The sequence below is a fragment of the Mycobacterium paragordonae genome (genome assembly GCF_003614435.1).
Lineage (GTDB): Bacteria > Actinomycetota > Actinomycetes > Mycobacteriales > Mycobacteriaceae > Mycobacterium > Mycobacterium paragordonae.
In genome coordinates this window covers 2209100-2225130 of record NZ_CP025546.1, presented here as the reverse complement: position 1 = coordinate 2225130, position 16031 = coordinate 2209100, and the positions used below count along the sequence as shown (strand labels likewise).

Here is a 16031-nt window from a genome sequence, read left to right as displayed (position 1 = left end):
CGCTGTGACTAGTCAGACTGCCCCGACACCGGACCGCCGGGCCATCATCACCGAGGCGCTGCGCAAGATCGACGATCTCACCGCGCGCCTCGAGATCGCCGAGGCGGTCAACAGCGAACCGATCGCCGTCATCGGCATCGGCTGCCGGTTCCCCGGCGGGGTGACCAACCCCGACGAGTTCTGGAACCTGTTGCGCGACGGGCGCAGCGGCATCGTCCGGGTGCCCGGTGAACGCTGGGACGCCGACGCGTTCTACACCGACGACCACACCGTGCCGGGAACCATCTGCAGCCGGGAGGGCGGCTTTCTCACCGGTTGGCAGCCCGGGGAGTTCGACGCCGAGTTCTTCGCCATCTCCCCGCGCGAGGCGGCCGCGATGGACCCGCAACAGCGATTGCTACTGGAAGTCGCCTGGGAGGCGCTGGAGAACTCGGGCGTTGCGCCGCACACCATCCGCGGCACCCAGACGTCCGTCTTCGCCGGCGTCACCTCCTACGACTACATGGTCACCCTGGCCGGCCAGTTGCGGCCCGAGGACCTCGACGCCTACATCCCCACCGGCAACGCGCTGAACTTCACCGCCGGACGGCTGGCGTATTTCCTTGGCGCGCAGGGTCCCGCGGTGGTCATCGACACCGCCTGTTCGTCGTCGTTGGTGGCGATTCACCTGGCATCGCAGAGCCTGCGGTCCCGGGAAAGCGACATGGCACTGGTCGGCGGCACCAACCTGCTGCTGAGCCCCGGTCCGAGCATCGCGTGCTCGCGGTGGGGCATGTTGTCCCCCGAGGGCCAGTGCAAGACCTTCGACGCCGCTGCCGACGGATACGTGCGCAGCGAGGGCGCCGGGATGGTGGTGCTCAAACGGTTGGCCGATGCACAGCGTGACGGCAACCGCATCCTGGCCGTGGTCCGCGGTTCAGCGGTCAACCAGGACGGCGCCAGTAGCGGCGTGACGGTGCCCAACGGCCCCGCGCAGCAGGCGTTGTTGCGCAAAGCGCTGGCGACGGCCAAACTCGCGCCCGCCGATATCGACTACGTCGAGGCGCACGGAACCGGTACCCCGCTGGGTGATCCGATCGAACTCGATTCGCTGAGCAAGGTTTTCAGTGACCGGGACGGCCGGCAGCCGCTGGTGCTGGGTTCGGTGAAAACCAACCTGGGTCACCTCGAGGCCGCGGCCGGCATCGCCGGTTTCATCAAAACCGTGCTGGCCCTGGGTCACCGGCACATCCCGCGGCACCTCAACTTCCGGCAGCTGACACCGCACGTCAGCGACGGGGTGTCCCGGCTCGCCATTGCCGCCGACGGCATGGACTGGCCGACCACCGAGCGGCCGCGCCGGGCCGGGGTGTCCTCGTTCGGTGTCAGCGGCACCAACGCGCATGTGGTACTCGAGCAAGCTCCCGATTCGGTTGCGCCACCCGCTTTTTCACATCCTCCCGTCGCCACGCTGGTGATCTCGGGCAAGACCCCGCAGCGGGTAGCGGCCACCGCGGCGGCGCTGGCGGACTGGTGGGAAGGGCCGGGCGCCGACTTGACGCCGGCCGACGTCGCTCACACGCTCAACCACCACCGTGCGCGGCAGGTCAAATTCGGCACCGTGGTGGCCCGGGACCGGGCGCAGGCGATAGCGGGATTGCGCGCCCTGGCAGCCGACCCGATCTGCAACGACGGATCCGCCGCCCCGGGCACGGTGTTCGTCTACTCCGGTCAGGGATCGCAGTGGATCGGCATGGGCCGCCGGCTGTTGGCCGACGAGCCCGCGTTCGCCGCCGCAGTCGCTGATCTGGAGCCGGATTTCGTTGCCCAGGTCGGTTTTTCGCTGCAGCAGACGCTGGCCGGCAGCCACCAGCTGGTGGGCATCGAGAACATTCAGCCGGTGCTGGTCGGCATCCAGCTCGCACTCACCGAGCTGTGGCGGCACTACGGGGTGAAGCCCGACGCGGTGATCGGCCACTCGATGGGCGAGGTGTCGGCGGCCGTGGTGGCCGGCGCGCTCTCCCCCGCCGACGGCCTGAAGGTGATCGCCACCCGCTCGCGGCTGATGGCGGCGCTGTCCGGACAGGGCGCCATGGCGCTGCTGGAGCTCGACGCGTCAGACACCGCGGCCGCGATCGCCGGCTACCCGGGACTGACACTGGCGGTGCACGCCTCACCGCGCCAGTCGGTGATCGCCGGCCCCCCGGATCAGGTGGACGCGGTGATCGCGGCGGTCGCAGCCAAGGACCTGTTGGCGCGGCGCATCGACGTCGACGTGGCCTCGCATCACCCCATCATCGACCCGATCCTGCCCGAATTACGCAGTGCACTCGCCGATCTGGCGCCGAACGCGCCGGCGATCCCGATGTTCACCACCGCCGTTCACGGACCGACACCAGCGCTGCTGGACGCCGACTACTGGGCCGTCAACCTGCGTAACCCGGTGCGCTTCCACCAGGCCATCAGCCTGGCGGCGCAGAGCCACCACACCTTCGTCGAAGTCAGCCCGCACCCCCTGCTCACCTACGCCATCACCGACACTCTGGGTGAAACTAGCCCGCGGGTGCTGGGCACCTTGCAGCGCGACACCGACGACACGGTCACCTTCCACACCAACCTCAACGCCACGTACGGCACCCGCCCGCCCGACACCCCGCATCCGCCCGAGCCGCACCCGCTGTTGCCGGGCACCCCATGGCAGCACACCCGGCACTGGATCGACGTCGACTCGACCACCGCGCCACAGGGCCATCCCCTGCTCGGCCTCGGCGTGAACGACCCCACCAACGGCACCCGCGTCTGGGAGTGTGCGATCAGCCCCGGCCTGCTCTGGCTGGGCGACCACTGCGTGGACGGCGTGTGTGTGCTTCCCGGGGCCGCTTACGCGGACATCGCACTGGCCGCGGCAACCGACACCTTTGCCGGCTCGTCCTGGATGATCCGGGAACTCAGCCTCGATCAGCTGATGCATGTCACCGACAGCACCATGATCGCGACCACGCTCACAAGAGACGACCAGTCCTGCCGCGTCGAAATCCGCACTCGCAGCGCCGGTTCCGGATGGATCAAACACGCCACCGCCACGCTGGTGCCGGCCGCCACCCCAGCACCGGAGACCCCAGAGCCCACGGAGTCCACGGATTCCATAGGGTCCGCCGAAGCGGCCACCGCGCTTGATCCCGCGGAGCTGTATCAACGGCTGCGCGCCGCCGGGCAACAGCACGGGCCCGCGTTCCAGGGCATCGTCGGACTGTCGGTATCGCCGTCCGGCACCGCTCACGCGCAGATCGAGTTGCCGGCGCCGGCAAAAGCCGGGGCCCGGAAGTTCCTGTTGCACCCGGTGCTGATGGACATTGCGATGCAGACCCTCGGTGCGACCGGGCCGGCCACCGAGCTGACCACCGGTGGCCAGCCGGCGATCGTGCTGCCGGTGGGCTTCGCCGGCGTCCGGGTACACGGCGACGTGCTGAACGGGGTGACCGCGATCGCGTCGCTCGCCCCGACCGAGGACCCGGACCGGTTGGCCGGCCGGGTGCTGTTGCTCGACGGCGACGGACGGCCGGTCCTGGAGATCGACCGCGTCGAGATGGCCGTGCTTCGATCGAGCAGTGGTGCAAGGGAACTCGGCAACCGCCTGTTCTCGGTGGAATGGCAGCCGGTCGCGCTGGAGAGGCAGGCCGACGCGCCCGCGGCGCTGTTGCTAATCGGCTCCGACGACCTGACCACCGGGCTGCGGGCCGAACTCGCCGCGCGAATCAGCCGGTGCGACATGGTTTCCGACGACGAGGCCATGCGGGCGGCGATCGATCAGCGCGACATCACCTGGGACGGGATCGTGGTGGTCTGCCCGCCCCGGGTCGCGGATGAGTCGCTGCCGATCCAGGAACAACTCGACCTCGCGCGCACCCGCACGCTGCGCATCGCCGACATCGTCAGGACGGTGTCGCGCATGGGTGCCCGCAACAGCCCCCGCTTGTGGATCGTCACGCGCGGCGCACAACAACTGGACCCCACCGAGTCGGTCACCCTGGCGCAGACGCAGCTTCGCGGCATCGCCCGGGTGCTGACCTTCGAGCACCCGGAGCTGAAGACCACGTTGGTCGACGTCGACCCCGACGGCACGCACCCGCCCGCGGGCCTGGTCAACGAACTGCTGGCCGGCTCCGATCAGGATGAGGTGGCACTGCGCGCCGGGCAGCGGTATGTCAGCCGGCTGGCGCCGACGCCGATGGTGTCCGGCAAGCTGACCCCGGAAACCCGATTCAGCACAGTCGATCTCGATGCCGGCGGCGTGTTCACGCTGGACGGCGACCTGCGGGTGCGCGCGGCCGGACGCAGCGAGCCCGCCGGCGACCAGGTCGAGGTTCGCGTCCTGGTGGCCCCCCTGAGCGGCGGCGATGACATCACCGAATGCCTCGGGGTGGTGACCCGCGGGCCCGAAACCGGCCGGCGCGTCATCGCATTCGGGGCCGCCCCCACCGGGTCCCACCTCACCACCGACGCCGACCTCGTCGTCTCGGTGCCCGACGCCCTGACGGATCACCAGGCGGCTGGGTTCGGGTTGCCGTATCTGACGGCCTGGCATGCGCTGTGCACGATCGGCCAGGTGGCAAGCGGCGAGAAGGTGCTGATTCAGGCCACCGGTGACGGGGTGGACCTCGCGGCCGCCGCCATCGCCACGATGATGGGCGCGCGGGTGTACACCACCGCGCCCGACGAATCCGTCGACATCGTCCTCAATTCGCTTCCCGGTGAAGCGATTCGAACCGGCATGCGGTTGCTGGCCCCGGGTGGGCGGTTCATCCAGCTGGGCCGGACCGACGCCTCGGTCGACCTGGGAGCGCTGGCCCCCGGCGCGTCGTTCGCGGTGGTGGACATCGGCGTGAACCTGCGTCTGCAACCCGCGCGCTACCGCGCCTACCTCGACGAGATCCTGGAGCACGCCGACGCCGGCCGGTTGGCGCCGCTGCCTGTCACCGAGTTCGCCCTCGACCGCGCGGCCGAGGCCCGCCGGACCGCGGACGATCACGCCGGTCGGGTGGCGATCTCCATCCCGCAGACCGGCAGCATCGCGGCACTCGCACCACGCCCTTCCCAACCCCTGATCCGGCCGGACGGCGGTTATGTGGTCGCCGGCGGGCTGGGCGGGCTGGGCTTCGTCACCGCCCGCTGGCTGGCCGAGCAGGGCGCGGGACTCGTTGTGCTGAACGGACGTTCGGCACCCGGCCCCGAGGTGCAGGCCGCCATCGACGACCTCAACGACGCGGGCTGCCGCGTCGAGGTGGTGACCGGGGACCTCGCCGACCCCGAAACCTCGCGGTGCCTGGTGGCCGCCGTCGGCGACGCCGGGTTCCGGCTGGCCGGCGTGGTGCACAGTGCGATGGTGCTGGCCGACGAGATCGTGCTCAACATCTCCGACTCGGCGTCGGCCCGGGTTTTCGCTCCGAAGGTGGCCGGCGGCTGGTGGCTGCACGAGGCAACCAAGGAGGCCGACCTGGACTGGTGGGTGTCGTTCTCGTCGGTCTCCTCACTGGTCGGCGCACCCGGGCAGGGCTCGTACGCCTCCGCGAACTCCTGGATCGACGGACTGGTCGCCTTCCGACGGTCGCTCGGCCTACCCGCGGCCGGAATCAACTGGGGCCCATGGGCGGAGGTGGGCCGCGCTCAGTTCTTCGCCGATCTCGGTGTCTCGATGATCACCCCGGCGCAGGGGCTCGCCGCGATGGAGCTGGTGCTGTCGGCCGACCGGGCCCGCACCGGTGTGTTCGCGCTCGACGCGCGGCAATGGTTCCAGTCCTTCCCCGCCGCAGCGGGATCGTCGTTGTTCGCCACACTGCAAGAGTCGATCACGGTCGAGCAGCGCACCGGCGGTGGCCGGATCCGCGCCGAACTCGATGCGACCGATCCCGCAGAGCGCCCGGCACGGCTGGCGACGGCCATCGCCGACGAGATCCGGGCGGTGCTGCGCTCGACCGACGCGATAGATCACGACCTGCCGATGGAGTCGCTGGGTCTGGACTCCCTGATGGCCCTGGAACTGCGCAACCGGCTGGAGGCGAGCCTGGGCACCACCCTGCCGGTGGCGCTGGTCTGGGCTTACCCGACCATCACCGACCTGGCCGGCGCGCTGTGCGAGCGGCTGGGTTACCAGGAGGACGCCGCAGCGGCCGCGGGCGTCGAGGATGAGCCCGAGTTATCCGACGAGGAACTGGATTTGCTGTCTGACCTGGTTGCGGCCAGCGAGCTGGAAGCAGCGACGGAAGGCGCCGAGTAATGACGAGTCTGGCCGAACGCACCGCCCAAATGTCACCGAAGGCCCGCGAAGTGCTCGCGCGCGAACTGGTGCGCGCGGGCACGGCTTTCCCCACCGACGTCGCCGAACCGATCGCGGTGATCGGGATGGGTTGCCGACTGCCCGGCAACATCGAAGGGCCACAAGACTTCTGGCAACTGCTGCTGGACGGCCGGGACACCATCCGCGAGGTGCCCGCCGACCGCTGGGACGCTGACGCGTTCTACGACCCCGACCCGGAGACCCCGGGCAAGATGACCACCAAGTGGGGCGGATTCATCGACGACGTCGCGGGATTCGACGCCGACTTCTTCGGGATCACCCCGCGCGAGGCCGCCGCGATGGACCCACAGCACCGCGTCCTGCTGGAGGTGGCCTGGGAATCGTTGGAACACGCGGGGCTGGCACCGGATTCGCTGAGCGGCAGCCGGACCGCCGCCATCATGGGCCTGTCGACGTGGGACTACACCATCGTCAACATCGAGCGTCGCGCTGAGATCGACGCCTACCTGTCCACCGGCACCCCGCACGCCGCCGCCGTGGGTCGCATCGCCTACCTGCTCGGCCTGCGCGGCCCGGCGGTGGCGGTGGACACCGCGTGTTCGTCGTCGCTGGTGGCGGTGCACCTGGCCTGTCAATCGCTGCGGCTGCGGGAAAGCGATGTCGCACTGGCCGGCGGGGTGCAGTTGGCGCTGTCGCCGTTCGCCGCGATCGCCGTGTCGAAATGGTCGGCGCTGTCGCCGACCGGGCGCTCAAAAGCGTTCGACGCCATGGCCGATGGCTTCACCCGCGGCGAAGGCTGCGGCGTGGTGGTGCTCAAACGGTTGTCCGACGCCACCCGCGACGGCGACCGGATACTGGCGCTGATCCGCGGATCGGCGATCAACCAGGACGGCCGGTCCAACGGTATGACCGCCCCGAACGCCTTGGCCCAGCGAGACGTCATCACCACCGCTCTGAAGCAGGCCGATGTGACCGCCGAGAGCGTGCACTATGTCGAAGCGCACGGCACCGGAACCATTCTGGGCGACCCGATCGAGTTCGAGTCGCTCTCGGCCACCTACGGAAGGGGCGAGGGCCGCTGCGCACTCGGGGCGGTGAAGACCAACCTGGGCCACCTGGAAGCGGCGGCCGGTGTCGCCGGACTGATCAAGGCGATCCTGGCCGTCGAGCACGGCTACATTCCGCGCAATCTGCACTTCACCCGCTGGAACCCGGCCATCGACGCGTCGTCGACCCGGCTGTTCGTCCCGACCGAGGGCACCCCGTGGCCCGACGCCTCCGGCCCGCGCCGCGCGGCGGTGTCCTCGTTCGGGCTCAGCGGGACCAACTCGCATGTGGTGATCGAACAGGCGCCGAAAGCGATTGTCACGCAGCAGGACAACGCTCCCGGGGTGTCGACGCTGGTGGTATCGGGCAAGACGCCGCAGCGGGTGGCGACCGCGGCGGGCGCGCTGGCGGACTGGATGGACGGCGCCGACGTGCCACTGGCCGACGTCGCGCACACGCTCAGTCATCACCGGGCCCGGCACGCGCGGTTCGGCTCCGTGGTGGCCCGCGATCGCGAACAAGCTGTGGCCGGGCTGCGCGCGCTGGCGGCCGGCAAGCCGGCGCCCGGTGTGGTCGGACCGCAAAGCGGTTCCCCAGGCGCGGGAACGGTATTCGTCTACTCCGGGCGCGGCTCGCAGTGGGCCGGCATGGGTCGTCGACTGCTGGCCGACGAGCCCGCGTTCGCGGCGGCCGTCGCCGAACTGGAGCCCGATTTCGTTGCCCAGGCCGGGTTCTCGCTGCAGGACGTGTTGGCCGAGGGCAAGGAACTGGTGGGGATCGAGCAGATCCAGTTGGGCCTGATCGGCATGCAGTTGGCGCTCACCGCGTTGTGGCGTTCCCATGGCGTGGAGCCGGATCTGGTGATCGGGCATTCGATGGGCGAGGTGGCGGCCGCGGTGGTCGCCGGTGCGCTCACCCCCGCCGAAGGGCTGCGGGTGACGGCCACGCGGGCCCGGTTGATGGCGCCGTTGTCCGGGCAGGGCGGGATGGCGCTGCTGGAGCTGGACGCCGAGACGACAGAGGCGTTGATCGCCGATTACCCGCAGGTGACGCTGGGCATCTACAACTCACCGCGCCAGACCGTCATCTCCGGGCCCACCGGCCAGATCGACGAGTTGATCGAGAAGGCGCGCGCTCAGGACCGTTTCGCCAGTCGGGTCAATATCGAAGTGGCCCCGCACAATCCGGCCATGGACGCGCTGCAGCCGATGATGCGCACCGAACTCGCCGACCTGCAGCCCCGCACCCCGAGCATTCCGATCATCTCCACCACCTACGAAACCGCGGACACCACAACGGTATTCGATGCGGAGCACTGGGCTGTCAACATGCGCAACCCGGTGCGCTTCCAGCAGGCCATCTCGTGGGCCGGCGCGCAGCACCACACGTTTGTTGAGGTCAGCGCGCACCCCCTGCTTACCCACGCGATCACCGAAACCCTGGATGAAAGCGGATATCGCGGCGACTTCATTACTGCGGGCACGCTGCACCGTGACGCCGACGACACCGTCACCTTCCGCACCCATCTCGCGCAGGTCGCCAAGAACCCGCCGTCAGCCACCGGCGGCCGGCTCGCCGACATCCCCACCACGGCGTGGCAGCACGAGCAGTTCTGGGTGCAGGACCGGTCCTCGATGGCCGACCTGGTACTGCACCACCCGCTGCTGGGTGTGCACGTCGAGGTGCCGTCCAGCCGCGATCACGTGTGGCAGGCCGACGTCGGCACCGACGTCTCCGGCTGGCTCGCCGACCACCGCGTATTCGGGCAGCCCATCATGCCGGCCGCCGGCTACGCCGAGATCGCGCTGGCGGCGGCCAGCGAAGGGCTGGCACTGCCCGTCGAGGGCTTGGTGATCAACCAACTCGAGGTCGAGCAGATGCTCACCCTGGACAAGCACACTCAGCTGACCACGCAACTGATCCGTAACGGCGACGGCAAGATTCGCATCGAGATCCACTCCCGTGCCGGGGACGGCGACTGGACCCGGCACGCCGTGGCCAAGGTGGAGTCAACGCAGGCCGGCCCGGGACCGGCGCCTGCCACCGGACAATCCCAGACCTCGGTCTCCCCCGCCGATTTCTACGCGCTGCTGCGCCAGACCGGACTGCACTACGGTCCGGCCTTTGCCGGCCTCACCCGCATCGACCGGTTGTCGGACGGTTCGGTGGAAACCGAGATCACCCTGCCCGACGAGGCGCCCCGGCACCCCGGCTACCGCATTCACCCCGCGCTGCTGGATGCCGCCCTGCAGAGCCTTGCCGCGGCAATGCCTTCAGATGGGGTCACCGAATCCAGTTACCTGCCGGTCTCTTTCGAGAGCCTGCGGGTATACGGCAACCCCGGCCGCTATGCCCGCTGCCGCGCGACCCTCACCAGCCTCGACGCGGGAGGCACCGGCAAGCTCGGCCGGATCGTGCTGATGGACGCCGCCGGCAACGTGACCGCGGAGGTCAACGACATCTTCCTGCGGTCGGTGGAGCGACGCAGCGTGCCGCTGCCGTTGGGCCAGAAGATCTTCGAAGCAGCCTGGGTGGAACAGCCGCCGGCGGCCGACGCCGCTCCCCCGGTGCGGGGCAGCTGGCTGGTCCTGGCCGGGCGGGGCACCGAAGCTCATGCCGAGAAGTTCGCCGCGGGATGGCGTTCCGAACAGCACCGGGTGCTCACCGCCGCCCTCGACGACGAACCGGCGATGCTGGCCGCGTTCGCCGAATCCGCCGGCGACCCCGACCATCCGCCCGCCGGTGTCGTCGTCTTTGTCGGAGACCCCTCCGACGTGACCGGGGCACGCGATCTGGTGTGGTCCATCAGCACCGTGGTCCGCGCGATCGTCGGCGGCTGGCACGGCGAGCCGCCGCGGTTGTGGCTGGTCAGTCGGGGCGGTCTGGTGGTCGCGGACGGTGAAGCCGGGCAGCCCGCGGTCGGCGCCCTGAAGGGCCTGATCCGGGTGCTCGCCTACGAGCATCCCGAATTACGTTCCACTTTGCTGGATTTGGACGGCAACGTGGATTTGGACGCGGACAAGAGCGGCTTGACCGCCGAACTCGGCGCGCCCGAAGCCGACCTGCTCACCACCGTCATCGCGCGCCGCGGCGAACACCGCTACGTCGAACAGCTCACCCGGGCCACACTCGATGGCGCCCAAAGCAATCCGGTGGTCCGAGCCGGCGCCAGCTACATCATCACCGGCGGACTCGGCGGCCTGGGCCTGGTGGTGGCGCGCTGGCTGGTGGACGGCGGCGCCGGCCGGCTCGTTCTCAACGGACGCAGCGAGCCCGGCGAGGAACAACGCAAGGTGCTGGCCGAGCTGGAGAACCGTGCCGAGATCGAGGTCGTCCTAGGCGATCTGGCGGCCCCCGGGGTGGCGGAACAACTCGTCGCGGCGGCCGAGGACGGCGACCGGACGCTGCGCGGCATCCTGCACTCGGCCGCCGTCATCGACGACGCCCTGCTGTATTCGATGAGCAAGGACAGCCTCGACCGGGTCTGGGCACCGAAAGCCATTGGTGCACAACGGCTGCACCAGGCAAGCTCCGGCCGCGCACTGGACTGGTGGGTCGGCTTCTCCTCCACCGCCTCGCTGCTCGGCGCACCCGGGCAGGGCGCCTACGCGTGCGCGAACGCGTGGCTGGACGCCCTGGTCGCTACCCGCACGGCGGCCGGACTGCCGGCCGCGGTGATCAACTGGGGTCCGTGGTCGGACGTCGGCATGGCCCGCAACCTGGCCGGCAGTGTGCTGGACCCGATCACGCCGGCCGAGGGGCTCGCTGCCATGGAAGCGTTGTTGGCCAGCGACCGCAGCCACACCGGAGTCGCGCGGCTGCGCGCGGACCGCGCATTGATCGCCTTCCCCGAGATCCGCAACCACGACTTCTTTTCCGCCGTGGTGCGGGAGCTGGAAGCCGCTGGGGGCGGCGACGATTGGGCGGGCCCCGACTCGCTGCGCGAACTGGATCCGGCCGAGGCGGCACGTGTGATGACCGACCTGCTGCGGTCCCGGATCGCGGCGGTGATGGGTTATGCGGACAAATTCGCTGTCGACCCGGGTCTGCCGTTGCTCGACCTCGGCATGGATTCGTTGATGGCCGTTCGGATCCGCAACACCGCCCGGGCGGACTTCGGCGCCGAGCCGCCGGTGGCGTTGCTGCTGCAGGGCGCGACGCTGCACGACCTGACCGCCGACCTGATGCGCCAACTCGGCCTGTCGGAACCCGATCCGGCCACCGAGACGAGTACCACCGTCCGCGACCGCGCTCAGCAACGCGCGGCGGCGCGGCAGGAAGCCGCAATGCGGCGACAAGTTAGATCTGGAAAGCATGGAGGAGTTCAGTGAGCATTCCCGACAACGCGATCGCGGTGGTCGGCATGGCCGGCCGGTTCCCGGGCGCCAACAATGTGTCGGCGTTCTGGGACAACCTGCGGCGCGGCAAGGAATCCATCGTCACCCTCTCCGAGCAGCAATTGCGCGACGCCGGCATCAGTGACAAGGCACTGGCGAATCCGTCCTACGTCCGGCGCGCACCGATCGTCGACGGCGTCGACGAATTCGACGCCGACTTCTTCGGCTTCCCGCCACTGGTCGCCCGGTCCCTGGACCCGCAGCACCGGCTGTTCCTGCAGTGCGCGTGGCATGCGCTCGAAGACGCCGGTGTCGATCCGGCCCGCTACGACGGCTCCATCGGCGTCTACGGGACCAGCTCTCCCAGTGGCTATCTGCTGCACAACCTGCTGTCGCACCAGGACCCGAACGCCGTGCTGGCCGAGGGGCTGAACTGGGACCAGCTCAGCATGTTCCTGCAGAACGACAAGGACTTCCTGGCCACCCGGATCTCGCACCAGTTCAACCTGCGCGGGCCGAGCCTCGCGGTGCAGACGGCGTGCTCGTCGTCGCTGGTCGCGGTGCACCTGGCCTGCATGAGTCTGCTGTCCGGCGAATGCGACATGGCGCTGGCCGGTGGCGTATCCCTCTGCGTCCCACACCATGTCGGGTACTGGCATTCGCCGGGCCAGATGCTCTCGGCGGTCGGGCACTGCCGGCCCTTCGACGTGCGCGCCGACGGCACCGTCTTCGGCAGCGGTGTCGGCCTGGTGGTACTCAAGCCGCTGCAGGCTGCCCTGGACCACGGCGACCGGATCCACGCCGTCATCCGCGGATCGGCGATCAACAACGACGGCTCGGCGAAGATGGGCTTCGCGGCGCCCAGCGCTTCGGCGCAGGCCGACTGCATCGCCGAAGCCCACGCCGTCTCCGACGTCGACGCCTCGACCATCAGCTACGTCGAAACCCATGGCACCGGAACCCCGTTGGGCGACCCCATCGAAATCCAGGGATTGCGAACGGCGTTCGAAGCATCCGAGGAACCACGGTCGGCGCCGTGTGTGATCGGCTCGGTCAAGTCCAACATCGGCCACCTCGAGGTCGCCGCCGGGATCGCCGCGCTCATCAAGACCATCCTGTGCCTGAAGAACAAGGCGATACCCGCGACGCTGCACTACACCAGCCCCAACCCGGAGCTGCATCTCGACGAGACGCCGTTCACGGTGCAAAGCCGTTACGGCGCTTGGCAATCCGAAGGCGTGCGCCGGGCCGGGGTGAGCTCGTTCGGCATCGGCGGCACCAACGCCCACGTCGTCGTCGAGGAGGCTCCAGAGGTTACGGCGCAGGCCGAGCCCGACGGACCGCAGGTGTTGCTGCTCTCGGCGCGCACCGCCGAAGCACTCGGCGAGGCGCGGACCGCCCTGGCCAGCGCACTGGAACGCCCGAACGCCCCGGGGATGGCGAATGTCGCCCACACGCTGGCCGGCCGCCGCAGGCACCCCGTCACCATGGCCGCCGTCGTCGCGGACCGGGCTCAGGCGAGCACACTGCTGCGCGCCGCCGAGCACGACAACGTGTTCGTCGGCGAGTCCCCGTCTGACGGCCAGACCGCAACCACCGACCAGGTCGTCTTCCTGTTCCCTGGCCAGGGCGCCCAGCATCCCGGGATGGCCAAGGGGCTGTACGACGCCGAACCCGTGTTCGCCGAGCACTTCGACGCCTGCGCCACGGCTTTCCAGGCCGAAATGGGTCTGGACCTGCACGAGACCATATTCGCCTCCAGCGCAACAGATCTGGAACGCATCGACCGCTCCCAGCCCGCGCTGTTCACCGTTGAGTACGCACTGGCCAAGCTGGTCGAGAGCTACGGTGTGCGCGCCGGCTCCTACATCGGTTACAGCACCGGCGAATACATCGCGGCCACCCTGGCCGGAGTCTTCGACCTGCAGACCGCCGTCAAGACGGTGGCCCTGCGCGCCCGGTTGATGCACGAGTCGCCACCCGGTGCCATGGTCGCGGTGGCGCTGAGCCCGTCCGACGTCGCACAGCACCTGGTACCGGGGGCCGAGGTGTCCGCGGTCAACGACCTGGCCAACTGTGTCGTCGCCGGGCCCAAGGACGCGATCCGCGCCTTCACCGCGCGGCTGGGCGAGCACGGCGTCCCGGTGCGGCGGGTGCGCGCCACCCACGCCTTCCACACCAGCCAAATGGACGGCATGCTCGGCGAATTCCGTGACTTCCTGTCCCGGCAGCAACTGGCGACCCCGTACACCCGGCTGCTGAGCAACCTCACCGGGACCTGGCTGACCGATGAGCAGGCCACCGACCCGGACACCTGGACCCGCCAGATCAGCTCCACCATCAGGTTCGCCGACGAGCTGGACGCGGTGCTGTCCGACCCGAACCGGATCCTGGTCGAGGTCGGCCCCGGCGGCAGCCTGACCGGCTCGGCGATCCGGCATCCCCGGTGGTCGGGCAACAACCGCTCGGTCCGGCTGATGCGGCACCCCATCCAGCAGGCCGACGACCGCGACACCTTCCTGCGCGCACTCGGCGAACTGTGGTCGGCCGGTGTCCAGGTGGACTGGTCGGTCAGGAACCCGGCGCCACCGCGAATCGTCTCGCTGCCCGGCTATCCCTTTGCACGGCAACGGCATTGGATCGAGCCGCAGCGCACAGCCTGGGAGCCCGCGGCAGCGGTGGCCAACAACGGCCACCCGGTCAGCGGCCACGCCGAACCGACGGTCGAGGCGACCGGGCCGTCGCAGACCGGCATCACTCTGCAGCGTGTCTGGCAGCAGTGCCTCGGGGTGCCCTCGGTCGACCCGAACGCCAATTTCTTCGACCTCGGCGGCGATTCGCTGATGGCGATCAGCATCGCGATGACGGCCTCCAACGAAGGTCTGAGCATCACCCCGCAGGATCTGTACGAGCACCCCACCCTGGCGTCACTCACCGCCGCCGTGGACGCGGCGTTCGCGGCCAGTGGTCTGGCCAAACCGCCCGAGCCGCAATCAAATCCGGCGATACTGCCGAACACCACGTACTTCCTCGAACACGGACTGCACGACGGCGGCCGCTGGCGGGTGCCGCTCATCCTGCGCTTGGACCCGAAGGTGAGCCCGGACGACATCCGCACGGTGCTGACCGCGGTGTCCAACCACCACGATGCGTTGCGGCTGCGACTGGTCGACAACGACGGCGTGTGGGAACAGCACATCAGCGAAGCCGAGGATTTCACGGCCCTGGTGAACCGCTCGTTGCCCGACGGCGCCGAAGTGGCCGCGGTGCTGGCCGAAGTGATTGCCGAGCAGAGTGATTCGACAGCGCCGCTGATCGCGGTGCACATCGTCGACGGGTCCGGCGGCCCGAACTATCTCGGGCTCGGCGTGCACGCCATGGTCGCCGACACCGCCTCACACCAGATCCTGGGCAGCGACATCGTCATCGCATTCGGCCAGCATCTGACGGGCGGAGAGATCACCCTGGAGCCGGCCGCCACCGGATGGCGGGAATGGTCCCAGCGGATGGCCGCCCTCGCCACACATCCGGCGGCGCTGGACACCCGGCACTTCTGGATCGACAACGCCGCCAAGGTGACCCGCTGGCTGGCGGAGCCGGCCACGACGCCGCCGACCGGTGCCGACCTCACCAAGCTGTCCGGCACCCTCAACGTCGAGCAGACCTCGGAACTCGACGACGCCCGGCGCAGGTTCCGGCGCTCGATTCAGGAAATTCTGCTCGCCGCCCTGGGCCGCACCATCGCCCAGACGGTCGGCGACGGCGTGGTCGCCGTCGAACTCGAGGGCGAAGGGCGCTCGGTGCTGCGCCCGGACGTCGACCTGCGCCGCACCGCCGGTTGGTGCACGACGTACTACCCGGTGCCGCTGGCCTGCGCCGGCGGCGAAGGCTCGGCGGTGGTCGAACAAATCGACGCCGTGCACAACACCCTCAAAGCGGTGCCGCACTACGGCATCGGATACGGGCTGCTGCGCTACCTCTACGCGCCGACCGGGCGCACCTTCGGCGCACACCGCACCCCGGACATCCACTTCCGCTATGCCGGAACGATTCCCGAGCTGCCGCCCGTCGATGCGCCGGTGCAGTTCGAACCCGACGTGACCATGCCGGTGCGCGAGACCATCCCCGGGCTGGGCCATGCCCTCGAGGTGCGCGTGTACCGCTTCGCCGGCTCAACACATCTCGATTGGTGGTACGACTCCCGCCGGATCGCGGCGGACACGGTGCAGGCACTGGCGCGCACCTTCCCGCAGGCACTAAGCGAGCTCATCCAGGAGGGCCAGGCGGGCTTGGCCGCCGAGCAACTGGACAGCGAAATCGCCGGCGTGACCGAAGCGGGCGCCCTGGTGGACCTGTCGAGCCTTGACTGAGGG

3 protein-coding genes are annotated in these 16031 nt (G+C 69.6%); all 3 read left to right on the top strand.

Annotation, left to right across the window (positions count from 1 at the left end; translation table 11 throughout):
- Positions 1–4 precede the first annotated feature (4 nt).
- Genes C0J29_RS10325 through C0J29_RS10315 form a run of 3 tightly spaced genes read left to right on the top strand, consistent with a single transcriptional unit; the run spans position 5 to position 16028 of the window.
- Positions 5–6253: a type I polyketide synthase gene (locus C0J29_RS10325; protein ID WP_120792249.1), complete on the top strand. Its 6249-nt coding sequence runs from the start codon at positions 5–7 to the stop codon at positions 6251–6253.
- Positions 6253–11652 carry a type I polyketide synthase gene (locus C0J29_RS10320; protein WP_120792248.1) on the top strand — a complete coding sequence of 1800 codons (5400 nt, stop codon included), beginning with the start codon at positions 6253–6255 and terminating at the stop codon, positions 11650–11652. The genes C0J29_RS10325 and C0J29_RS10320 overlap by 1 nt, the downstream gene beginning before the upstream one ends.
- Positions 11649–16028, top strand: a complete 4380-nt coding sequence (locus tag C0J29_RS10315; RefSeq protein WP_120792247.1) for a type I polyketide synthase — start codon at positions 11649–11651, stop codon at positions 16026–16028. The genes C0J29_RS10320 and C0J29_RS10315 overlap by 4 nt, the downstream gene beginning before the upstream one ends.
- Positions 16029–16031 lie beyond the last annotated feature (3 nt).